This window comes from Pandoraea sp. SD6-2, assembly GCF_000389825.1.
GTDB classification, from domain to species: domain Bacteria; phylum Pseudomonadota; class Gammaproteobacteria; order Burkholderiales; family Burkholderiaceae; genus Pandoraea; species Pandoraea communis.
In genome coordinates, this window is the sequence record NZ_KB944428.1 from 36,716 (window position 1) to 60,028 (window position 23,313).

19 protein-coding genes are annotated in these 23,313 nt (G+C 63.1%); 16 read left to right on the forward strand and 3 right to left on the reverse strand.

Annotated elements, in window-relative coordinates; all coding sequences use genetic code 11:
* Positions 1 to 117: 117 nt before the first annotated feature.
* Positions 118 to 1,689, reverse strand: a complete 1,572-nt coding sequence (locus C266_RS06305) for a collagen-like triple helix repeat-containing protein (protein ID WP_010808817.1) — start codon at positions 1,687 to 1,689, stop codon at positions 118 to 120.
* A gap of 31 nt (positions 1,690 to 1,720) precedes the next feature.
* The gene (locus tag C266_RS06310) at positions 1,721 to 2,041 is read right to left on the reverse strand and encodes a hypothetical protein (RefSeq protein ID WP_010808818.1); all 321 of its coding nucleotides are present in this window, start codon (positions 2,039 to 2,041) and stop codon (positions 1,721 to 1,723) included.
* Between the two features lie 850 nt (positions 2,042 to 2,891).
* Here C266_RS06310 and C266_RS06315 point away from each other — a divergent pair.
* The 16 genes from C266_RS06315 (at position 2,892) to C266_RS06390 (ending at position 20,720) form a co-directional block, all read left to right on the forward strand.
* The gene (locus tag C266_RS06315; RefSeq protein WP_010808819.1) at positions 2,892 to 3,077 is read left to right on the forward strand and encodes a Flp family type IVb pilin; all 186 of its coding nucleotides are present in this window, start codon (positions 2,892 to 2,894) and stop codon (positions 3,075 to 3,077) included.
* A 160-nt stretch (positions 3,078 to 3,237) separates the two neighbouring features.
* Positions 3,238 to 3,447, forward strand: a complete 210-nt coding sequence (locus C266_RS06320) for a Flp family type IVb pilin (protein ID WP_010808820.1) — start codon at positions 3,238 to 3,240, stop codon at positions 3,445 to 3,447.
* A gap of 19 nt (positions 3,448 to 3,466) precedes the next feature.
* On the forward strand, positions 3,467 to 3,940 hold the full coding sequence (locus tag C266_RS06325; RefSeq protein ID WP_081636189.1) for a prepilin peptidase: 474 nt from the start codon (positions 3,467 to 3,469) through the stop codon (positions 3,938 to 3,940).
* A 192-nt stretch (positions 3,941 to 4,132) separates the two neighbouring features.
* Positions 4,133 to 4,609, forward strand: a complete 477-nt coding sequence (locus tag C266_RS06330) for a TadE/TadG family type IV pilus assembly protein (RefSeq protein WP_010808822.1) — start codon at positions 4,133 to 4,135, stop codon at positions 4,607 to 4,609.
* Positions 4,610 to 4,737: 128 nt separating this feature from the next.
* Positions 4,738 to 5,757 carry a Flp pilus assembly protein CpaB gene (gene cpaB, locus C266_RS06335; RefSeq protein WP_010808823.1) on the forward strand — a complete coding sequence of 340 codons (1,020 nt, stop codon included), beginning with the start codon at positions 4,738 to 4,740 and terminating at the stop codon, positions 5,755 to 5,757.
* A gap of 146 nt (positions 5,758 to 5,903) precedes the next feature.
* Positions 5,904 to 7,238, forward strand: a complete 1,335-nt coding sequence (locus C266_RS06340) for a type II and III secretion system protein family protein (RefSeq protein WP_010808824.1) — start codon at positions 5,904 to 5,906, stop codon at positions 7,236 to 7,238.
* A 74-nt stretch (positions 7,239 to 7,312) separates the two neighbouring features.
* The gene (locus C266_RS06345; RefSeq protein WP_010808825.1) at positions 7,313 to 8,653 is read left to right on the forward strand and encodes a MinD/ParA family protein; all 1,341 of its coding nucleotides are present in this window, start codon (positions 7,313 to 7,315) and stop codon (positions 8,651 to 8,653) included.
* A 1-nt stretch (position 8,654) separates the two neighbouring features.
* Positions 8,655 to 10,022, forward strand: a complete 1,368-nt coding sequence (locus C266_RS06350; RefSeq protein ID WP_010808826.1) for a CpaF family protein — start codon at positions 8,655 to 8,657, stop codon at positions 10,020 to 10,022.
* The gene (locus tag C266_RS06355) at positions 10,019 to 10,942 is read left to right on the forward strand and encodes a type II secretion system F family protein (RefSeq protein ID WP_010808827.1); all 924 of its coding nucleotides are present in this window, start codon (positions 10,019 to 10,021) and stop codon (positions 10,940 to 10,942) included. The genes C266_RS06350 and C266_RS06355 overlap by 4 nt, the downstream gene beginning before the upstream one ends.
* Before the next feature lie 19 nt (positions 10,943 to 10,961).
* A complete protein-coding gene (locus C266_RS06360) occupies positions 10,962 to 11,993 on the forward strand; it encodes a type II secretion system F family protein (protein WP_246189772.1) in 1,032 nt (343 codons plus the stop codon).
* Positions 11,994 to 11,995: 2 nt separating this feature from the next.
* Positions 11,996 to 13,066 carry a tetratricopeptide repeat protein gene (locus tag C266_RS06365; protein ID WP_051126170.1) on the forward strand — a complete coding sequence of 357 codons (1,071 nt, stop codon included), beginning with the start codon at positions 11,996 to 11,998 and terminating at the stop codon, positions 13,064 to 13,066.
* 70 nt (positions 13,067 to 13,136) lie between these two features.
* Positions 13,137 to 13,727 carry a DUF3613 domain-containing protein gene (locus C266_RS06370; RefSeq protein WP_010808830.1) on the forward strand — a complete coding sequence of 197 codons (591 nt, stop codon included), beginning with the start codon at positions 13,137 to 13,139 and terminating at the stop codon, positions 13,725 to 13,727.
* 42 nt (positions 13,728 to 13,769) lie between these two features.
* Positions 13,770 to 15,836, forward strand: coding sequence for a pilus assembly protein TadG-related protein (locus tag C266_RS06375; RefSeq protein ID WP_168162876.1), 2,067 nt, complete (start codon positions 13,770 to 13,772; stop codon positions 15,834 to 15,836).
* A gap of 108 nt (positions 15,837 to 15,944) precedes the next feature.
* On the forward strand, positions 15,945 to 17,342 hold the full coding sequence (locus C266_RS06380; protein ID WP_010808832.1) for a sigma 54-interacting transcriptional regulator: 1,398 nt from the start codon (positions 15,945 to 15,947) through the stop codon (positions 17,340 to 17,342).
* A 323-nt stretch (positions 17,343 to 17,665) separates the two neighbouring features.
* On the forward strand, positions 17,666 to 18,394 hold the full coding sequence (locus C266_RS06385; protein WP_081636186.1) for a DUF2968 domain-containing protein: 729 nt from the start codon (positions 17,666 to 17,668) through the stop codon (positions 18,392 to 18,394).
* Between the two features lie 433 nt (positions 18,395 to 18,827).
* Positions 18,828 to 20,720, forward strand: coding sequence for a potassium transporter Kup (locus C266_RS06390; protein WP_010808834.1), 1,893 nt, complete (start codon positions 18,828 to 18,830; stop codon positions 20,718 to 20,720).
* Between the two features lie 173 nt (positions 20,721 to 20,893).
* Here the strand turns inward: C266_RS06390 and C266_RS06395 are convergent, their stop codons facing one another.
* Positions 20,894 to 23,248, reverse strand: a complete 2,355-nt coding sequence (locus tag C266_RS06395) for a Tex family protein (protein WP_010808835.1) — start codon at positions 23,246 to 23,248, stop codon at positions 20,894 to 20,896.
* Positions 23,249 to 23,313 lie beyond the last annotated feature (65 nt).

Consider the following 23,313-nt stretch of genomic DNA (forward strand, 5'->3'; position numbering starts at 1 on the left):
CGATGCGTGGGCATCGGGGCGAGGGCCGGATCGCGGCGGTCGCAGACGGGCGGAGGAATCGCGCGGGTCATGATCGAGCGGCCATCTGGATGACGTCGTCGGGTCTTGGGCCCCGGCTTACTTCTTTGCGCCGAGCAGCCCGCCAAGCAGGCCGGTCACTGGTGCGAGCGGGCCGCCGTTGCTGCTGCCCGAACCCGTGGCGCCGCCGACCGCACCCGTCACGGCGCCGAGCAGCGAGGTGACCGGTGCAAGTACGCCACCCGAGGCCGAGCCGCCCGCACCCGCCGACGTGCCACCGGCGCTTGCCGAAGCGCCTGCACCTGCCGGAAGCGAGCCAGCGAGGCCGCCCGTCAAACCGGCGACGAGGTTCGTGACCGGGGCGAGCGGGTTGTTGCCCGAGGCACCGCCAACGGCACCGCCGAGGCCGCCTGTCAAACCGGCGACGAGGTTCGTGACCGGGGCGAGAGGGTTGCTGCCCGAGGCTCCGCCAGCGGCGCCGCCGAGGCCCCCCGTCAGCCCGGCGACGAGGTTCGTGACCGGGGCGAGCGGGTTGCTGCCCGGGGCACCGCCGGTGGCACCACCGAGCGCGCCCGTCAGGCCCGACAACAGGTTCGTGACTGGGGCGAGCGGGCTTGAGCCGGTGCCGCCACCGAGACCACCAAGGCCACTCAGGGCCGAGGTGAGCGGGGCGAGCGGGTTGGCGCTCGTCGGGGTGCCGTGAACGACGCCGCCAAGGCTGGCCACCGTGTTGCCGACCCCCGCGACGATGCCGCCGACGTTAGCCGCGATCGGGTTGTTGAACTGACCGCCGATCTTGGTGCCGACACCTGCCAGACCCCCGCCGACCTGAGCCAGCAAACCTGCGACAGGCGTACCGGCACCCGTGGCGTTGCCAAGCGTTTGCGTGGTGTTGGTCACAACGTTCGTGATCGGGTTGATGGCCGACGAGAGCGCCGACGTCAGTTGTTGCACCGGACCGCTCGTGATGGTTTGCGTCAGTCCGCCGCCGAGGGCTTCACCTGCCTTGCCGACCGACGTCACGACGCCGCCGAGCAGCGTGGTAACGCCGTTGACCGGCGTGTTACCCAGCGGCCCCGTCTGGCCGAGGCCTGCGACGGCGCTGCCCAGTTGCGTGCCGGCCGTGCCGAGGTTCGAGACCACACCGCCTACGCTGGCGAGCGTCGGATTGAGCGGGTCCTTTACCGAACCGAGCTTGCCCAGACCGTCGGACAGGCCGTTGCCGAGCGTTTGTACGGCGTTGCCGGTGGAGACAACGGCACCCGCCAGACCACTTTGTGTTTGCGAACTGAGCAGCGGCAGTTGGGTGCCGGCGAGCGTCGTGCCAACGCTGCTGACGGTCTTGCCGACTTGCGTCACGACCCCCGTGCTGGCCGTACCGGCGACGGTGCCGATTGGGTTGGTCGCAACGCCCGTGCCGCCATCCCCATTTCCGTTGCCATTGCCATTGCCGTTTCCGTTCCCGCCGCCGCTACCGTTGCCGCCGGTCCCCGAACCGTCGGGGACAGTGCCGGCGCCCGTGCCGCCGCCACCGCCGGTGCCAGCGGAGGTGCCACCCCCATCCCCGAGAGAGCCGCTGGTGCCACCCGAGCCGGAGCTGGCGCAACCGGTCATCGTAATGACGGCGAGAAGGCAGGCGGAAGCGAGAAGGTTGCGTTGGAAGTTGTTCATGGTGGTGTCCTCTATCTGGTCTATTTGGTATTCAGACGAGCGCGTCTTGCGCGGCCAGTCGGGCGTTCATGCGTTGTGCGATGAGTGCGAACAGGAGCGCGTTGACCACTGCGCTATCGGGGCCCGTCATCGCCTGGGCCGAATTCGTGTTGCCGGTGCTGCGAGCGTTGGCTGCGTCGGTCGGTGTGGCGGTGGCGCGTACGCCACCGCCTTCTGCACCGCCCCTCCCTGGGCTTGCGCCTCTACGATCGTTTTCGGCAGCAGCGCTGCGCTGCATCGCCGCGATGCGTTGCCGCTCGGCCGTGACGGCTGCTGCGGGTTGCATCGTTTGTTTGGTATTGCCAATGATCATGGTGTCCCCCGGCGATCTTTAGCGTTGCGATGCAGGGATATCCGCAAGAGCTGTGCCAATCTCTGAATTCAGGTTTGAATAAGCCTTCTAGTTTTCTGGGTAATTGGCTGAAAGCCTGTATTTATTTGCGTTTCAGAAAACAAGAATCTTTTTGATCGAGAGATCGGTGGTCGTCCGAAGAAGGTGGGGCAGGGTTAACGCCATCGGGAAACAGCGAATTTCAGGTGAATTGCTGTTCCCGTTACGGGGTGTGTTACGGAGAACGTTACGTAACGCCACTGGCGAAATTGACTTTGGAAGGTGGTGAATATGATGGGGTGTGAGCGATTCGGGTAATACCCGAGCGGAGAAAACGATGCGCACGCCGTAATTGGAAGTAGTAGCGCGCGACGCTTGGCTTTTTCCGGATCAGACGCGCAATGAATGAATAGTTATTTAAATAGGTGCTGCGCGTATGGGTAGCTGTCGCCTTGAGGTGTGTGGTGCTGCAATAATCATGGTTTTCCCTCATGAGGGTTGCATTACCTGGTTTTGGAGTATTGTTTGGGCAACCTGAGTAACGCTTTATTGCGTTTTTGAGGGTGATTGGAAGTAATGCTCTATTTTTTGTGTTTTAGATTAAATTAGCATCGAAAAAAATAGCACGCCGCAGCAAAGGCTGTTCCAACAAGTAAAGAAATGTTGGCGTGCAACATAAATGAGGTTCGCAAGCCTTATGGCGCAGTGAACCCGAGGCCGAAGTCAAGAGTTAATAAGCGAAATGGCGAGCCAATGCCACACGACCGCAAGGCCGGTGACTTCTCGTCATGCATGCCAGCGGGCGCCTGGCACCTATTTGAGGGAGGGTGATATGAAACTCAGCAAGCGTTTTCGACTATTTGCACGCGACGAGCGAGGCGTGACGGCACTGGAGTACGGCATCCTCGCCGCAATCGTAGCGGTGGTGATCGGCGGCACGGTCTACGGCAGCCTGACTACGACGTTCAGTCAGATCTTCTCGAAGTTGTCGTCGGCGGTGACATCCGCGGGTGGCTGACGCGTTTGTCTTGCGGGCCGTATGAAGCCAGTCAGCAGTAACAAGTGCCAGCATGCAATGTGCATGCAACCCAGAGACACGCTGGCGATATAGGGAAGGACACCGTTCGGTTGACGGCGTCATTCAGCGCGATGAAAGGCTGTATTCGCGAGGGCGAATCATGCGAATCATGCGGGGCAGGCAAGCAGGCGGGGCCGGGCGGCAGCGCAGACTGTCGCGGCAAAGCGGTGTCACGGCGCTTGAGTACGGCATTCTGGCCGCCATCGTGGCAGTGGTGATTGGCACAACGGTGTTCACGAATCTCACCGACGTGTTGTCAAGCGCCTTCAGCACGGTGACGTCGGCGGCCACGTCGGCTGCCTCTCATTGATGCGAGATACGCTGTGCTGATGCTGTTGTGGTTGTTATGCGTGCCAATTGTGATCACCGACCTGATTGCACGTCGTATTCCGAATGTCTGGCTACTGTGTGTGGGGGCATTGGCACTGGTCTGGATTGCGTGGCGGGCATGGCATGGCGAGCCTCGGGTGTTGTGGGTGCACGGATTGGGTGCCCTTCTGGGATTGATCGTATTGCTACCTTTCTGGTGGCGCGGCGTAATGGGAGGCGGCGACGTCAAACTCTTTGCGTTGATCGGTCTGGTGGCGGGTTATCCGGCGCTGCTGCCGGTGTGGTGTCTGGCCAGTGTCGCCGCTGGCGTACATGCGCTGGTGCTGTTGACGGGACGGTTGAAGTGGCTGGCACATGGGTGCGACGCGCTGAGCGCCTCGCGTGTCTGGCAACGGGTTTTGCACTGGCGGGCCGGGCGTATCGGATTGCCCTATGGGGCGTATCTGGCCGCAGCGGCGCTGGTGGTGAGGTGAGCGCAGGAGGTGCGGCGCGGCAGAGCAGGGCGTGAGCCGCGTGGAACAAGAGGTAAAGAAGCGCAGAGGTGACGAGTGTTGCTTCAGGCAGCACCGCAAAACGGGAGGCGCGGGCGACGCCGCGCAAATGGGTTGTACCAATGCGTCGCCAAACACGGCCACAGAGTGCCGTGCGCGACGGGGAGTGTCGTCATGAAATGGTCTGGGGCACAGGCAGGAGCAAGGCTGCGATGCGCGAACTCGCGCGGCGTCGCTGCACTGGAATTCATGCTCATCCTGATGATTCTGCTGCCCGCGTTTTATGTCGCCGTCTCGTTCTCCATCAATATCCTTGCCCGACAGATGCTCACCCAGGCGGCCTCCGAGGCCGGCCGGGCGATGCTGCGCGCCGGCACGATGTCGCAGCGTCAGGCCTACGCCACGCAGGCGATCAACAGCACGCTGACCTGGCCGTCGGCATCGGTCGTGACCGCCAGTTTCGCGTCGGACGCGAGTGCGCCATGCCCGGCGTCGGCCACCAACAGCAGTTCGCAATGCATCGTACGCGTTACGTTGACGTTGACGCAGCCGATGACTGTCAGTTGGCCTGGGCTGACTAACCTGGTGCCGCAGAACATTGTGGGTACCGCAGCCATCACGCTGGATACGTCTACGCTGGGCGGGAGTTGAGCCGGGGTTGAGCAGATGTTGAATTCGTAGCGCAAGCGACAAAGCGATGTGAGGTTTTGCCCGTTGTCATGCCGCCGGTCCGCCGGCGTCCCGCAAGTTGTGACTGAACGGCCGACAGGCCCCAAGCCATGAACAAAGCCACCAAGATTATTGCTGCTGTGCTGGTTGTTGCCGGCGTGCTGCTGGCGCTCTTTGCGCTGCGCCTCGGGACGACTAACGCACCGGCGCCGGCCACGGCACCGTCACCGGTGACACAGACGCTCACGCAGCGTTATCCGGCCGTGGTGGCGGCCAAGTCGCTTTCGCCGGGCCAACCCATCGGCGCAGACGGCGTGAAGCTCGAACAGTTCGATAGCCAGACGGTGGGCGCCTTCACGAACCCGGCCGACGTCGTGGGACGGGTGCCGCTCGTTGCCCTCGCAGCCGGTGTGCCTGTCACGCAAAACACGCTCGCCCGCGGCCTGGCGTTGCAGCTCGCAACCGGCGAGCGTGCCGTGGCCATTCCGGTGACCGAAACCGTCGGTGTCGGTCACCGCATCCGTCCGGGCGACTACGTGGACGTCTTCTTCACCATGAAGACCACGCAACCGGCAGGAACGCCCGGGGGGCTGATCGACGATACACAGTCGCGTCTGCTGGCGTCTCGCGTGCGGGTGCTGAGCTACGGCAACGCATCGCTCGACGATGTAACGCCGCCACCCGCCGCGCCGAGCGTGGTGTCTACCGTACAGGCCGCGACGACCACGCCGCCACCGCAGCCTGCACCGGCCGGGAATACTCAGCCGCCCATGCCGGCGACCGCTGCGGTCGTGGCCGTGCCGGTGGCCGACGTCAACCGTGTGGTACTGGGCACACAGCAAGGCAAGATCATGCTGGCACTGCGCAATCCGGGCGACGATGCCACGCCCGACACGTCGCTGTTCCCGTCGCCACCGCCGGTGCTCGCAGGAAAGTCTGGGCTGAAGGGTGACGACAAGGCGGCGCTCGATACGCCAGAGAACCGGGCCTACGCGGGAATTGCCACGACAGGGCTCGCCGGGGAACCGGTGCGCCGGACAGCGGCCGCACCTCGCGCACCGGGCGGAAGTGGCGGTGGCGGCACGATCGAGGTCGTGCGCGGCGCGGAGCGCACCACGGCGTCTTATTGAAACGACTGAACTTGTTGATGTAGCAGATGTTGTGACGTTGGATGGGAAACGCTACGCCATATAACCGACACAGTGACCGATACAGCCACGCCATGATCAGAAGCCAGGTTCGCACTGCCAGACGAGAGACCAGACGGGTCACGGGAATGCTGTTGTGCTTTGCCGTGCTCATCGTGTGCGGCGCCACGGTAGCGGCGCGTCTGGCCGACGCGGCCGATCCCGTCTCGAGCGCCGGGGCGCGCTCGCTGACGCTGGGCGTTCACGAGCAGCGCGAACTGCAAGTGCCGGGATCGCTCGAGCGCGTCGCCGTGGCGGATCCGGCCATCGCCGACATCGTTGTGCTCAAGGGCACGGGCGGACGGCGCGGCTCGGTGCTGGTCGTGGGCAAGAAGGCCGGCATCACGCAGGTCGCTGCGTGGCCGCGCGGCGGCGACCCGGTGCGCTGGGAAGTCCATGTGACGGGCGATCTTCAGAGTGTGTTGGGCGACACCGGCAGCGCCACTGTCGACGCGCGCGGCAACGCGGCGCTCATCAAGGGCCATGCGAACACCATCATCGAACATAGCGGGTTGCAATCGGCGGCGGTCGATGCCACAGGTAAAGGTGGCGTCGTCGTTGACCGCTCGACGGTCGGAGATACGGGGGTGGTGCAGGTCGACGTGAAGATCGTCGAAATCAATCGCAACATCCTCAATCAATTGGGGGCGAGCTTCAGTGCGTCGAAGAAGACGGGCTCGGGCAGCTTTGGCGTGACCTCGGCGCTCAGCTCCGCGTTCGGGGGCACCAACGGATCGAGCGGCGTGGCGAACTTCGGTTCGTTCTTCGGCTCGATCACCCGGGGCGCATTCAGCATGTCGGCCGAGATCGATCTGTTGCAATCGAACGGCCTTGGCCGGGTGCTTGCCGCACCGACGCTGGTGGCCCTCTCGGGGCAGAGCGCGAGCTTTCTCGCCGGTGGCGAGATCCCGGTGCCCCAGTCGGGCGGCCTCGGCACGACCACGATCGTCTACAAGCCGTTCGGGGTGGGCTTGACCGTGACGCCGACGATTCTCTCGCCGAACCGCATTGCACTGAAAGTGGCGCCCGAAGCGTCGGACATCGACTTTACGAACGCCATCGTGACCGACTCGACACAGATTCCCGCGATCACCACACGTCGCGCGGACACGACCGTCGAACTGGGCGATGGCGAGAGCTTCATCATCGGTGGCCTGATCTCACGTACGACGACGTCTGCGGTCGACAAGGTGCCGCTGCTCGGCGATCTGCCGCTCATCGGTGCGTTTTTCCGCAATCTGAAGTACAGCAGCGCCGAGAAGGAGCTGGTCATCGTCGTCACACCGCATCTGGTGAAACCCGTGGCCCGTGGGGCGGACATACCGCTGCCGGGCGATACGCGCGAGCGCCGTCCGGGACCGGTCTGGGGGGCTTACCTGATGGGCGTGGCAAGCGACAGCGAATTGCCGGGTTTTTCGAAGTAGCGCCGACACCGGCAGGAAAGCGGCATCGAGCGGATAACAGCGAGAGCCGGGACAGGGCAGCAAGGAGTGCACAAATGAACGCACCGACGCGAATACTGGACACCATGACAGAGTTGCATCGCTTCCTTTTTTGCAGTGCGCATGCCGGCCACGGTCAGTGGCTCTCGGCGGCGCTGAGCGAAGAGGGCGTCGTGCTCCAGGAGGCCGACCGTCCGGCGCAATTGCAGCAACGCATCGGCGATCTCGACCCGCAGGTCGTGCTGCTCGATTTCTCCGGAGAGTCGACGGAGCACACCGGCGATAGCCCTGACGGGGGCATTGCCGCGGCTACCGAACTCGCACACATGCTCAAGCGCGTGGCACCCAAACTGCCGCTGGTGGCCGTGGGTTCGATGGTGCGCGCCGACGGCATGAAAGCGGCCATTCGCGCCGGGGTGCACGATTTCATCGACATGCATTCGACGCACGAAGAGGCGCTCGAGGTCATCCGCCGGGTCGTCGAACAGACGCCCACGGTCAACGTTGCGTCACCTCAACGGCACGGCCGTTTCGTGGTGCTCCTTGGCGCGCGAATCGGTGTCGGATGCAGCACGCTCGCCGCACACGTGTCGCAGCTCGGTCAGGAACTGTCGGTGGGGGGGCATCCGGAGAGGACCGCCAAAGCGGCGAAGGCAGCGAACCACAAGGACGACAAGTTCGATGCGTCGCTGCTCGGTCATGTCGCGTTGCTCGATCTTGGGTTGCCCGCAGGCGATGGCATGCTGTATCTCAATACGCAGAGCCAGTTCAGTTTCGCCGAGGCGGTGCAGAACCTGCGGCGATTTGACGAGACCCTCGTGCACACTGCCGTCTCGCACGCGTCGAGCGGTCTGGCCGTACTGCCGCTGCCGCTCGATCTCGGCGACATGCGCAGCGTGGCGGCTGCCGATGCACTCGCGCTGACCGACCGTTTGCGCGCGTTCTTCGATCTGATCGTGGCCGATCTCGGCGGCTTTTCGAATCCGGCATTCGTGGCGAGTCTCGTGCGCGCGGCCGACGAAGTCTGGCTCGTGGTCGATCAGAGTGTGGGCGCGATTGTCTCGCTCGCCTCGCTGCTGCGTGATCTCGAAGAGAAGAGTGTTGAGCGCGATCATCTGCACTTGGTACTCAACCGCTACGATCCGCGTTACGGCATGGCCGCCGACCAGATCGCCAAGCGCTTCGATGTGCCGCTGCTCGCCACGTTGCCCGATCGCCCGCTGGCGATGCTCTCGGCGACCAACCAGGGAAAACTGATTCTCGATACCGCGCGCGGCGACCCGTATGTGCGCGCGTTGCAGCCGCTCGTCGAACGGTTGCTCTTGGCGCAACACGCCAGGGCCGCAGCGCAGCGTCAGTCCTCGGGCTGGCTGGGCCGAATCATCGGAAAGCACTGATATGACCGACTCCATTGAATTTGCCGACGACAAGCGTGCGTTTGCCAATTCGCAGCAATTTCAGGACATCAAGACCGCTGCGCACGAACATCTGCTTGCACGGATCGAGGAACTCGGCGCCGAATTCGGGCGTTGGAGTCGCAGCGCGATCCAGCAGTTTGTCGATCTGGAGATGGACGGCTTCGTGCGTTTGCGCCGTATTCCGATCAACGAATCGGAACTACGCCAGATATCCGATGCGCTCACGAAAGAACTCGCCGGTTTCGGCCCCATCGAAGATCTGCTCGCAGACCCGGCGGTGGAAGACATTCTGATCAACGGCTACAACGACGTCTATGTTTCGCGCCACGGCGTGCTGGCGCGCGAAGCGTTGCGCTTCTCGGACAACCAGCATCTGCTGCGCATCGTGCGCCGCATTCTCGCGCCTATCGGCCGTCGTCTCGACGAGTCGAACCCGATGGTCGATGCGCGTCTGCCCGACGGCGGGCGTCTCAATGTCGTCATCGAACCGTTGGCGGTGGACGGGCCAGTCGTCTCGATTCGCAAGTTCCGCAAAGACCCGCTCAAGCCTTCCGACCTGCTCGCGCTGGGCAGCTTCAACGAAGAGATTTACGGTCTGCTCGACGCGGCGGTGCGCTCGCGTTGCAACATTCTCGTGTCAGGCGGTACCAGCTCGGGCAAGACATCGCTGCTCAATGCACTGGCCAGCTTCATTCCGGCGACCGAGCGCGTCGTGACGGTCGAAGACACGGCCGAGTTGTCGCTCAATCACCCGCACGTGGTGCGGCTCGAGTCGCGTCAGGGCGGCTTCGACGGATCGGGCGAAGTGACGATTCGCGATCTGATTCGCAACAGCTTGCGGATGCGTCCCGACCGGATCATCGTGGGCGAAGTGCGCGGCTCGGAAGTGCTGGAAATGATGCAGGCCATGAATACGGGCCACGAAGGATCGATGGCGACGATTCACGCCAATTCGCCGCGCGAATGTCTTTATCGTCTCGAAATGCTGGCGGGCTTTGCCGGGTTCCAGGGCAGCGAAAGCAGCCTGCGCCGGCAGATCACCAGCGCGCTCGATTTCATCGTGCAGATCGGTCGTCTGTCGAGCGGGCGCCGGCGCATTCTGTCTATTACCGAAGTCACCGGCGTGTCGGACACGGTGATCTCCACGCAGGAGCTGTACCGTCACGAATCGGTCGTTGGGCCCGATGGCGAAGAGAAGGACCGCTGGATCTCGCTCGGTATCCAGCCGCACTCGCCGAAATTGCAGCGCTACAAAGAGCAAACGCGCAATGCGGCAGCCGCAGCGCAATCTCAGAGCAATACGCCGCCGGATTCGGGCGGTGGCGGCTTCTTCGGACGCCGGCGATGAATCCCGTCGTGCTGTGGGTCATCTGCATCGCTCTGCTGCTGATCGCGGCGGGGCTGGAACTGTGGCGCCGCACGCAAAAGCGCGTGAGAGATCAGGCGACGAGCGCGTTTCTCGAGCAGCAGCTCGCGAATAACGCGCCGCGATTTTCCGCCGGCGAAGGGGCCGCTTCCCGGGCGCCGCGCCGCAAGTCGTTGCCGTGGGAGTTCTTCTTCGAGCGCGCGGGTGTCAAACCCGATCCGATGTTCTACACGTTGCTCATCGCGCCGGGGGTGTTGCTGGCATTCGTGTTGTGGGTCTGGCAGGGGCCGCTCTCGGCCATCGTAATCCTCACGCTGTATGTCGCCGGGAATGTGCTGCGTTACGGGGTCAAGGCGGCGCGCCGGCATCGCAACATCGTGCGCCAGTTGCCGGTATTTCTCGATGGCATGGTGCGCATGCTGACCGTCGGCAACAGTCTGCCGGCCGCCTTTCAGACGGCTTCGACCAACGCCGACATGCCGCTGCGCGAGTTGCTCGAACGGGCAGTGCGCCAGGTGCAGGCGGGGGTGGATCTGGACGTGGCGCTCAAGCAGATCGCACGTGTGTATCAGGTCGAAGAGATTTACCTGTTCGCGTCGGTAGTCGATCTGTCCACTCGCTTCGGGGGGCGTGCCGACCAGATCCTGTCCCGTATGTCGGGCTTCATGCGCGATCGCGAGCAGGCGCAGGCCGAGCTGTATGCGTTGTCGTCCGAGACCCGTCTGTCGGCATGGGTGCTGGCCGCACTGCCGATCATCGTCAGTGCGGTGCTGATGCTGCTGAATCCGAAATTCTTCGAGCCGATGTTCCAGGAGGCTGCCGGCATGAAGTTGCTGGGAATCGGCACGGGGCTGGAAGTGGTCGGTGGCTTCGTGTTGTACCGGCTGGCCAAATCGCTGTGAGCGCGGGGGACCCAACGAGATGAACCTGTCCTTGATGTTGTCCGATAGGCACCTGTGGATGATGCTGGGCCTGTTGATGGTCGCGGCGGGGCTGCTGTTGGGCGCGTCGGCCATTTTGCTGCGTGCGATGCGCCAGGGCCGTAGCGAACGCATGATCGATCAGGTACTGGCAAGCCGTCAGCAACAGGCGCTGGCGGCGCTGCGTGCCGCGAGCGCGCCGAGCGGGCTGGGGGGGACGCGCGGCGATGATGGGCTGGAGACGATCGAGGGCGGACAGCGAGGGTGGCGCACGCTGATCGACCGTGCGTCGGCGCTTGGCAAGCAGTGGTCGGAGACACGTCTCGGGCAGCATCTGATCGCGGCCGAGGACCGGTTGCTACTCGCACAGTGCGGCTACGACAGTGTGCGGGCCAAGTCGCTCTTCCTGTTTGTGCGGGTAGCGCTGGCGGTGACGCTGCCGTTGCTCGTCTGGTTGTGGCTGCCGGGTGGCGGCGGGCTGAGCACGATCCTGCGGCTGATCGGCGCTGCCGGGGCAGGGTTGCTCGCACCGAAGTTCTACATACAGCGAAAGGCGGGTCAGCGCCGTCGCGATTTGATCGAGGAACTGCCATTGCTCATCGATCTGTTGCGCTTGCTGCAAGGCGTGGGGCTGTCGATGGATCAAAGCCTGTACGTGGTGGTTTCCGACTTCCGTGAGGTGCTGCCGATCTTGTCCAGGGAGCTTGAAAACGCCAATCGCCAGCACGCCTCCGGGCGGGGGCGCGAGGCGTCGATGGGCCGGCTGCGCGAGGTCTACGACAACGACGATCTGCGTGCGCTCGTACGGCTTATCGTGCAGGTCGAGCAACACGGCGGTGCGGTGCAGGAACCGTTGCAGCAGTTCAGTGACCGCCTGCGGGAACAACGCCGTCAGACGATGAAAGAGCGCATCGGCAAGCTCACCGTGAAGATGACGCTGGCGATGATGCTGACCCTGCTGCCTGCGCTGATGCTGGTGGTCGCCGGGCCGGCCATCCTGTCGCTGACCAAATCGATGGAGGCCATGCAGTGACCATGCCAATCTCGACACACCACCTCTCGGGCGCCGCGCTGGCAGCCGGCGTTCAATACAAACCCAAGGCCGGGCGCGCGGCAGCGGGTTCGCTGATCGCCTTGCTGTGTGCGGCAACGCTGGCCGGATGCGGCGGTCCGCGCATTGGCGGATATGGCGCGCCGTCGGCCGCCGCGCTGATGCAGGCGCAACAGAACGACGAAGAGAAGGCCAAGGCCGCTAAACCGGATACGCGCGAGTTGTATCTGTCGATGATTCGTCAAATGCAGGAGCAGGGTTCGTATTTTGCGTCGCTCGCCCACATCGATCAGTTCCGGATTCAGTACGGCTCGGCACCGGACATCGACATTCTCCGGGCCGATGCCTTGCGTGAGACAGGGCAACCGGATGCCGCCGAGCAAGCCTACCGCACGCTGCTGAGCGGAAACGAGGCCGCAGCGGCGTGGCATGGCGTGGGACTGGTTGCGGCGCAGCGCAAGGATTACGCTGGGGCGGCGCAGTCGCTGCGCGAAGCGGTGTCTCGCGCGCCGACGGAGGCGTTCTATCTGAGCGATCTCGGTTTCGCGTTGCTGAACAACGGCGACACCGGGGCGGCGCGCGTGCCGCTGGCTCAGGCCGCCGAGTTACGGCCGGACAGCCGCAAGGTACTCAGCAATCTGGCGGTGTACCTCGTGGTGACGGGCGAGCGCTCGCGCGCGGACGACATGATGACGCGCGCGAAGATGCCGCAGGCCACGCGCGACGCGATCGACAAGCTCGCTGCGGATATCCGCGCACAGGGGAAAGCACGCCGTGCTGCGGCCGCGCATGCTGCTGCGCAGGCCGCAGCCACGATTGCACCGCCCATGTCAGCCGCGGCGACCGCGCAGGGCGGGGCGGGAAGTGCCGTTGTGGCTGGCGCCGCCGGCGGCCCGGTCGTCGTGCGTCTGCCATCAGGCAGCGAACCGGGCACGGGACAAACGAAAACGCAGGTCAAGGCGGCAGCGGCGGACGCCACGCTGGCGCGCGCGAGTGACGCCGCCCGCAGCGATATGCCGACGTCGATGCTCGATCGTTTCGGCCATTCGCAGTGAGGCAGTGCCTTCTTCATTCATGCACGGCGCAGACCACTAGACAAGAGTCGCGCAATATCAGGGAGACGCGATGATGGCAGTCCAGAATTGGCAAGGAAAGCCGGGCTCCCGGCTGCTGGGCGCGGCGCAGCTTACCGTGGCCGTGTCCGTGCTTTGGGCCGGGGCGGCTGCGGCGCAGACCAATGCGCCGATCACCGGATCGATGGGCGGCGCAGACGCCCGCAACGTGGCGGCACCGGCGCAGACGGCCCCCGTGGTGCAACCCATGCCGGCGGCAGGAGACGCAGGACAGGCACAAGCGGCGCAGACGGCACAAGCCGCGGCGCCTGCGGCACAGCCCAGACGTGTGCCGCGAAACGTGGTTCGCCGCGATACGCCGTTGCGCGTGGGGGAGCACGCTCGCGGCGGCATGCTTGGCGACGAGACCGAGGCCTTGCTTGCGCTGCAAGCGAGCAATCTGGCAGCCGGGCCGGGCTTGCCGATGCTGGGTTCGACCGCCTCGCGTGCCTACAAGCGCTATCTGGATAGTTTCACGTACCCGATTCCGCAGTTCTATCCAACGATGATCCAGACCGACGGCGGAAGCGGTGCAGGGGGGAGCGGCGGTGGTGGCAGCGGTGGCGCTGCCCCCGGAGCCACGGGGGCTGGCGCGAGCCAGTGATGCGCCATGATATTGCGTGCGCGTGTGCGCAAATCGGCGCGTATGACGCCTCCCGGCGGGCGGCAGCGCGGGTCGGTGCCGATTTTGTCCTTCATCTTCCTGATCGTGGTGCTGATTCTCGCGTTCGCCCTCGATGCAGGCAACGTGTTCATGCAGCGCCGAAATTTGCAGCGCGCCGCAGATATGGCGGCGCTCGCGGGAGCGCAAACGCTTCCGGGGTGTGCCAACGCCACATCTTTCGCTGCCGTTGCCTCGGCAAACGCGAAAGCGAACATCAACTCCACGGCGTTGCAGGTGGCGTCGTCGTGCGGTGTCTGGACGTCGCCTGCGGCTAACGCCACGGGACCGGGAACGTTTGTCCCGGTGACCCCGGGCAATGCCGCGAGCGGCAACGCGGTGTCGGTCACGCTGTCGATGGCGGTGCCGTCGTTCTTTCAACTCGTTGGCACACGTACGGTCACGGCGACCGCCATCGCGCGCAAGGCGCCAGCCGTCGTGACGTTCACGGTCGATTCGGGGTTGCTGGCGCTAAATTCAAGTAATTCACTCTTGGGGCCTTTGCTCGATGCGCTCGGATTGAAAACGCAGGACTATATATTGGCGAGGCAACAACTCGCTGGTGTGACCATTACACCGCAAGGTTTGTTACAGGCGCTCGGCGTGCCGGTTACGGGGGACATTTCGGTCGGGACGATCAATGGCGTACTGGCAGTCCAGAAGCTGACCGTCAGCAAGCTGCTCGACGTGACGAAAACGGCACTGGCGACGCAAAACGGTGCACTGTCGGCGTCGGTCTCGTTGATGAACAACCTCATTAACGTATTCAACAACGGAACTGGCCTTAAGAACGGAACGGGCAATGCGCTGGACTTGCCGGTGCAGTTGTTTGGAACAGCGACCAGTCCTGGCGTTTTCGCCAACATCGATATGCCTGGCGTGAGCACGGCAAATGCGCTTACCGCTAACGTCGCGGTTGCCGATCTCATTACGGCTGCGATCTTTGGAGGTACCGGGACCAGCGGCTTCTCGATTCCAATCTCGTCACCGACCCTTGGCGTGACGGCAAACGCAAACGTGGTCTCCCCACCTCAGATCGGCATCGGGGGAATCGACGCACAGGCTACTGCTGCGCAGGTGAGATTGATGCTCAATGTCAGTACTTCTGGGAGCCTGCTTGGCGGGGTACTCAACGGGGCTAATACCTCTCTCTCGCTCCCGCTTACGATCGAGGTCGCACAGTCAACTGCTAAGGTGACGGCGTTGCAATGTGGTGCCACACCTTCGGCAACGTTTGAGGTCACGTCAGGATTAGTGAACGTATGCGTAGGAACCGCACCGGGTGTCAACATGGCGACAAACACCGCCAGTTGCACCACGCTCATGACATCACCCGCGAACATCGCGACTTTACTTGGCCTGGTTACCGTGAGTGCGAACGTCAATGTTTCTCCTGTGACGAATGCATTATCGGCCGTAACGATCAGTGCCCCGTTTCCGCAAAGCTCACCGCCGCTTGGCTCTACCCTGAAACTCTCTCAACTTGTTCCTGCACTGGTTAGTGGTTTGATACTGAGTGTAGGGAGTAATGGGGCTTCGGATTCAACGACCATTGCGAACGGCTTGGTTTCCAACGTCCCAGCCAGTGCAACTAGTTTGACCATTTCGACAATCAATTCATTTCTCTCCAATGCCGCAAAAGGGTTGAAGGCGACTGCGGACGGACTCGAGGCGACGCTTGGCGGTGTGTTGACGCTTAATGGATCTCAAATGGTTAACGGGGTTGCGGCGTTGATTAACGGGGTGCTCAGTACTGTTGGAGGACTTGTAACCGGTCTGCTCGGGGTGTTAAGCGATGGGTTCTGCAATTCGTTCATATTCCCCGACGCAGTGAAGAGTTGTCGCGTTGGGGCTGTATCTGGCTCCATCGGTACGAGCAACATCGCTCCAATTCTCGGTAGCATTTTGTACACACTGCTCAATCCATTGCTTACACCGTTGAGTGACTTGCTGAATTCTCTTGTCTCGTCGTTGGGCATCACGCTCGGCATGACGACGGTGACGGTCGACAGCATCAACTGCCAGAACGGCCTGGTACAACTGGTGTATTAGCGGGGCCCCGCACGGCGGGGCCTCATCCGAAGCGCAGACGAAGCAGGACAGGAACATTGAACTTCACCATGACGAACGCCGAAGGCGGTTGTCGACCAGCGGACAAGCATGAAAAGCAAGCCAGTACGTGAAGATCTCGACGTGTATGTGTGGGAAGGCAAGTCGGACATTGCCGACCGTGTGGCGCATTGCCTCGCGAGCTTCGACATGGAAGTCATTCGCGCCGACGGCATCGATCTGTCGCGCGAGCGCACCAAGACGCGTCCGTCCATCGCGGTGGTCAGCGTGTCGGTGATCGAAGGCGCATCGACCAACGCGCAGGAGTGGCAACTGGGCCACGGCATGCCCGTGATCTGGGTCGCGACCACACCGCGCGAGAGCGATCCGCGTGTGTATCCGCCCGAGTACAGCAACATCCTCACGCTCGACTTCTCGGGGGCGGAGCTGCGCACGCTCATCTTCAAGCTCTCGAGCGCCATTGCGCAAGCCGACCGTGCCCCGGCACCGGCCGACCCGCTTGTCGCGCAATCGAGCGCCATGCTCGGGCTGCTCGCCGAGGTGGACGCCTTCGCCGACTGCGATTCTAACGTCCTCATCCATGGCGAGACCGGGGTGGGCAAGGAGCGCATCGCCCGCCTGCTGCACGACAAGCAGAGTCACTACGGGCAGGGGCCTTTCGTTGCCGTGAACTGCGGCGCGATTCCCGATGGCCTGTTCGAGTCGCATTTCTTCGGGCACGCCAAAGGGGCCTTCACCGGCGCCCTCTATTCGCACAAGGGCTATTTCGAGCAGGCCAACGACGGCACGCTCTTCCTCGACGAAATCGGCGACCTGCCGCTGTATCAGCAAGTCAAGCTGCTGCGGGTGCTTGAAGACAGCGCGGTGACGCGTCTGGGCTCGGCGCAACCGGTGAAGCTCGACTTCCGCCTCGTCGCGGCCACCAACAAGAACCTCAAGACGATGGTGCGCGACGAATTGTTCCGCGCCGACCTGTTCTACCGGCTCGCCGTCATCGAGTTGCATATCCCGAACCTTGAAGCGCGTGGGCCGGTCGATAAGCTGGCCGTCTTCACGACCTACCTCGGCAAGGTGGTGGGCGACAGCGAAGCGGGCGCGCAAGTGCCGCCCTGGCTGCGTGAGCTGGTCGAGGGGGGCGTGTTTCCCGGTAACGTGCGCGAGATGCGCAATATCGCCGAGCGCGTCGGCATCATCTACCGGCAACTGGGCGGCTGGGACGAACGGCGCATCCGTCCGATCTTCGACGCGCTTTCGATTGGCACCGCCGTACGGGGCGACGACTCGTCACGCGGCGGGGCGCTGAACGAGCGCGCCCGTTGGGACGTCACCGAGCGGGCCCGCATCGTCGCGGCGCTCGATGCCAATGGCTGGCGGCGTCAGGATACGGCCAACGCGTTAGGCATCAGCCGCAAGGTGCTGTGGGAGAAGATGCGCAAATATCAGATCCTCGGCAACGATTCGGAACTAGCCAACGAGTACGAGGCGTGAGGGGCTCCGTGTTTTGCGTGGGCAACGGCTCGATTTTCGTTCGCATGACGGGATTTGTCTGACAAAGAAGTTCCGTTCGTAGGAACTGGCGCGGACCCCGTAGTTGCGTGGTATCAACAGATGAAATCTAGCGGGCACAATTACGCATTCCCTGCTTGGAAGAGCGCGTCGCAATGGATAGAATTGTCGGCTGTTGCGGGCATGCGGTTATCATTCCACGAATACGCAGGTCTCAGATCCTCGGAACGGAGTCCGGGGTGGCGATTGAATGCGACGAATAAGGGTCGTGAAACGATCCGGTCGATAACAGGAAAACAGATCAGATGAAAATCAGTGATTGCCGGGGGCGGTTTTGGTTGGGCGTGGGGGTGGCATGCCTGGCAGCCTGGGGAACGTCAGCGGGCGCTGCAGATGCCGTCAGGGATGTGACCGGCGCGACGCCCGCTCAGCTCGCGGCTCCGGCAGTGCCTGCACAATCGGCCTCGGCTCCGGCGGCGGCCTCGGGGGCGATTCAGGAACTGCGCGATCGTATCCAGAACAAGGAAGTCACCGAACTTCGCACCACGTACAACGGCCGCTACGGCGCGAGCCTGTTGTTCTATCCCCAAACGATGGGCTACTACGTTGCCCTGTTCCATGAAGGGCAGTTCTGGCGTGTTGTGAAGGTGAACAACGAGAAGAAGGCCGAAGCGTTGTATGGCGACTTCGTCCGTCAGACGCAGGTGCTTGCCGACGTTGAAATCCGCCGCATCAAGCTCGAAGCCCAAAAGACGATGATGGAGCGCCAACTCGCTGTAAGCGAAGCGCGCCTGAACGCGGTGCAGAGCGACCTGGCGATCCAGCGTCAGCAGGAGCAGGCGCTGGCCCAGAACCAACAGGCCGTGCGGGAGCAGGCTGCGGCACTGGAAACGGAACGTACCGCTGCGCGTATTCGCCTGACGGACCTGCAAGGCCAGATTCGTTCGTTGGAAGCCGAGCAGAATAGCGCCGACTCGGATCTCGTGCGCTCGATCAAGGGCACCGGCAACCGCAAAGCGACGCGCCGTCATTAAGTGCGTTGCCCGTCGACCGGTCGTCGGGCGACGTCTCAAGACATGAGAAAGCCGCCTTCGGGCGGCTTTTTTCATGGGTGAATGCGTCATGGTCTGACCCGCAGACGCCCGCCCGGTGGGGCTGCGCTGCGTTGTGCGCACGGCCGCTACACGCAATTGCGGCGACTGTCGACATACGAATCGCACATGTCTGACATATGTCTCGCATTTGCAACTCGAACTGCGGTGCCGCGCACGCTATGGCGCTGCATGACAGGGAGGCTAAACCCTTGCTGTGACGTGCTGGTCACGGGGCGCGGCTCGAATTATCCTAGTGAACCATGTCATGTAAGACATCCGGCACTCAGCACCTGTCCGGACTGGCGAGGGAACCGGCGCCCAGTTAGAATAGCGCCCATTTTGTGCAGCGCAATAAAGCGATTACCCAAACCTTATGACGCAAAACATACGACACGGGCAGCGCCCTCAGGCCATGCCCGCGCTCATGGTGGCGGCCATCGGCGTGGTCTTCGGCGATATCGGCACCAGCCCGCTCTATGCGCTCAAGGAATGTTTTGATCCACAGCATGGCATTCCGTTTACTCCACAAGCTGTGTTCGGCATCATCTCGCTGATCTTCTGGGCACTGGTGATCGTTGTTTCCCTTAAGTACGTGCTGTTCGTGATGCGTGCGGACAACCGTGGCGAAGGCGGCGTGCTCGCGTTGATGGCGCTCAGCCTGCGCAGTGTGCGTTCCGGCAGCAGGTGGGCATCGGTGCTGATGATGCTCGGTATGTTCGGTGCCTGCATGTTCTACGGCGACGCGGTCATCACCCCGGCCATCTCCGTGATGTCGGCGGTCGAGGGGCTGGAGATTGCCGCACCCTCGCTCTCGCGCTTCGTGCTGCCGATCACTATCGTCATTCTCATCGTCCTGTTCTCGATGCAGAAGTCGGGTACGGCCAAGGTCGGCCGCCTGTTCGGGCCGGTAATGGTGACGTGGTTCGTGATTCTTGGCGTGCTCGGTGTGTACAACATCGTCGCGGCGCCCGAGATCATGAAGGCGATCAATCCGTACTACGGCATCCATTTCATTCGCACACACGCCCTGCAAGCCTATATCGTGCTCGGCTCGGTGTTCCTGGTGCTGACCGGTGCCGAAGCGCTGTATGCCGATATGGGGCACTTCGGGATTCGTCCGATTCGTTTCGCGTGGACGGCGCTGGTGTTCCCGGCACTGGTGCTGAACTACTTCGGGCAGGGCGCGCTGCTGCTTACGAATCCGAAAGCCATCGAGAACCCGTTCTTCCTGCTGGCCCCGGACTGGGCGCTGCTGCCGTTGGTGTTCGTGGCGACGGCGGCCACCGTGATTGCCTCGCAGGCCGTGATCTCGGGGGCGTTTTCGCTCACCAGTCAGGCGATTCAGCTCGGTTACGTGCCGCGCATGAAGATCATGCATACGTCCGATCGTGAGATCGGACAAATCTACATGCCGATGATCAACTGGGCGCTACTGCTCGTCATCATCTGGATCGTGCTGGCGTTCAAGTCATCGAGCAATCTGGCGGCGGCATACGGCATCGCCGTGACGACGACGATGGTCATCACGACGATTCTCGCTTGCGTGGTCATGGTCAAGGTCTGGAACTGGAACAAGTTCCTGGTGGCGCTGATCATTACCGGCTTCCTCGTGGTCGACTTCGCGTTCTTCGGCGCGAACCTGATCAAGGTGGAAGAGGGCGGTTGGTTGCCGCTGGCGCTGGGCGCGTTCCTGTTCTTCATGCTGATGACGTGGCACAAGGGGCGTCAATTGCTGCGCGAGCGCACGGCGGCCGACGGTATTCCGCTAGGGCCGTTCCTGCAAGGCCTGCTCGCGCATCCGCCGCATCGTGTGGCGGGCACCGCGATTTATCTGACCGGTGGCAACACGCAGGTGCCCGTGAGTCTGCTGCACAACCTCAAGCACAACCGCATCCTGCACGAGCGCACCATTTTCCTGACGTTCCGGACGGTCGACGTGCCGTACGTCGAGGACGCCAACCGGATCGAGGCCAAGGATCACACGGGTGGCCTGTACAGCGTAGTTGCCACGTTCGGTTTCAACGAGACGCCCGACGTGAAGGAAGTGCTGCATCTGCTCGAAGCGAAGACGGACATGCACTTCGAGCTGATGGATACGTCCTTCTTCCTCGCACGCGAGACCGTTGTGCCGACGAAGCTGCCGGGCATGTCGATCTGGCGCGAACGCCTGTTCGCATGGATGCATCAGAACGCAGCCAAGCCGACCGACTTCTTCAGCATTCCCGCGAACCGCGTGGTTGAGTTGGGAACGAAGATCGAGATTTGATGGCGGTGCTGCGCCTTCTCGATGAAGGTGCTGCACGAGGTAAAGAAGAAGCCGGTGGCGCGCAATCTCCACCGGCTTCTTTTCGTCTGGCCGAAAAATAAAAGGCCCGCGATCCGAAGATGGCGGGCCTGTCGCGGCGCGCGGGTGACGCACCGCTCGACGACACGCTTTGCCTATCGCTTGAGCTTGGCGAAAGCGGCTGCCATGGCGCTCACCGTTTCCGGTTCGCGTTGACGGCCACCGCCACCGCCGCCACCGCCACGATGGCCGCCGCCGTTACCGCTTCGCGCGCCGCTACCACCGCTGCTGCCCGGACGGTCGGAGGCGCCGGCGACCGGCAGATCGTCATTCAGCCGCATGGTGAGCGAGATACGCTGACGGCGCGGATCGACTTCGAGCACTTTCACCTTCACGATGTCGCCGGCCTTCACGACTTCGTGCGGATCTTTGATGAACTTCGTCGACATGGCCGAGACGTGCACCAGACCGTCCTGATGCACACCGATGTCGATGAACGCGCCAAAGGCGGCCACGTTCGTCACCACGCCTTCGAGTTGCATGCCCGGCTTCAGGTCGCTTAGCTTCTCGACGCCTTCCTGGAACGTTGCCGTCTTGAATTCCGGTCGCGGATCGCGGCCCGGCTTTTCAAGTTCGCTCAGGATGTCCTTCACGGTCGGCAGGCCGAAGCGTTCGTCGACGAATTCGTTCGCCGAGACGCTGCGCACGACCGAGCCGTTGCCCATGACGTCGCCGATAGTCTTCTTGATCTTCTCCAGAATACGTTCGACGACCGGATACGCTTCCGGGTGGACCGACGAGCGATCGAGCGGGTTGTCGCCGCCGTTCACGCGCAGGAAGCCGGCGGCTTGCTCGAAAGTCTTGTCGCCAAGGCGCGGCACCTTCTTGAGCGACTCGCGGTTCGGGAAAGGACCATTGCTGTCGCGGAAGTCGACGATGTTCTTCGCGAGCGTGCTGTTCAGACCCGAGACCCGGGCGAGCAGCGGCGCCGATGCCGTGTTGACGTCGACGCCCACGGCGTTCACGCAATCCTCGACAACGGCATCGAGCATGCGCGCCAGTTCGCGCTGGTTCACGTCGTGCTGATATTGGCCCACGCCGATCGCCTTTGGCTCGATCTTGACGAGTTCGGCCAGCGGGTCTTGCAGGCGGCGGGCGATAGACACCGCGCCGCGCAGCGACACGTCGAGTTCGGGGAATTCCTTCGCCGCGAATTCGGAAGCCGAATACACCGAAGCGCCTGCCTCGGAGACAACGATTTTCTGGAGCTTGAGTTCAGGGTGACGCTTGATCAGCTCGAGTGCGAGCTTGTCGGTCTCACGTGAGGCCGTGCCGTTACCGATGCTCACCAGCTCCGCGCCGGTGGCGGCCGCGATCTTCGAGAGTCGCGCGAGCGAGCCGTCCCAGTCGCGGCGCGGCTCGTGCGGGTAAATGGTGTCGGTGCCCAGCAGCTTGCCCGTGGGGTCGACTACGGCCACCTTCACGCCGGTGCGCAGGCCAGGGTCCAGGCCGATCACGCCCTTCGGGCCGGCGGGGGCTGCGAGCAGCAGCGCCTTGAGGTTGCGCGCAAACACGCGAATGGCCTCGTTCTCGGCGCTTTCGCGCATCTGCGTGAGCAGTTCCGACTCCAGATGGGGCTGCACCTTCACGCGCCAGCACCAACGGCAAACGTCCGCCAACCACTTGTCGGCGGCGCGGTTCTGCTGGCGAACGCCGAAGTGCCCGGCGATCACGCCTTCGCACGGATGCGGGACCTGGGCATCGAGTTCTTCGCCCAGGCCCAGTTTGACCATCAGAATGCCAAGGTTACGGCCGCGGAAGAGGGCGAGCGCACGGTGCGACGGCACCGCAGCGATCGGCTCGGCGTAGTCGTAGTAATCGCGGAATTTCTCGCCTTCCTCGCTTTCCTTGCCTTCGATGACCTTCGACGACACGACACCCTGATTCCACAGGTAATCGCGCAGCTTGCCGAGCAACTCGGCCGTTTCGCCAAACTGTTCGGACAGGATGTCGCGAGCGCCATCGAGCGCGGCCTTGATGTCCGCCACGCCTTTTTCGGCGTCGACAAACTTGGCAGCTTCGGTTTGCGGGTCGAGCGTCGGGTCGGCGAGCAACGCCTGCGCGAGCGGGTCGAGACCGGCTTCGCGGGCGATTTGCGCGCGAGTGCGGCGCTTCTGCTTGTAGGGAAGGTAAAGATCTTCGAGCGTTTGCTTCGTTTCAGCCGCCTCGATGGCGGTGCGCAGTTCGTCGGTCAGCTTGCCTTGCTCTTCGATACTTGCCAGGATCGCGGCACGGCGCTCTTCCAGCTCGCGAAGATAAAGCAGGCGCTCTTCCAGCGTGCGCAACTGCGTGTCATCGAGGTTGTCGGTCACTTCCTTGCGGTAGCGAGCGATGAAGGGCACGGTGGCGCCTTCGTCCAGCAGTTGCACGGCGGCGGCGACCTGACGCGGCTGCACGCTGAGTTCGTCGGCGATGCGTTGAACGATCTGAAGGGCTACGTTTTGCGTCATGAGTGTTGCGAGTTACCCAAGTGCCAGGAGCGGGGCATTTTGCCATAAACCGCGGGCGCGTCCGG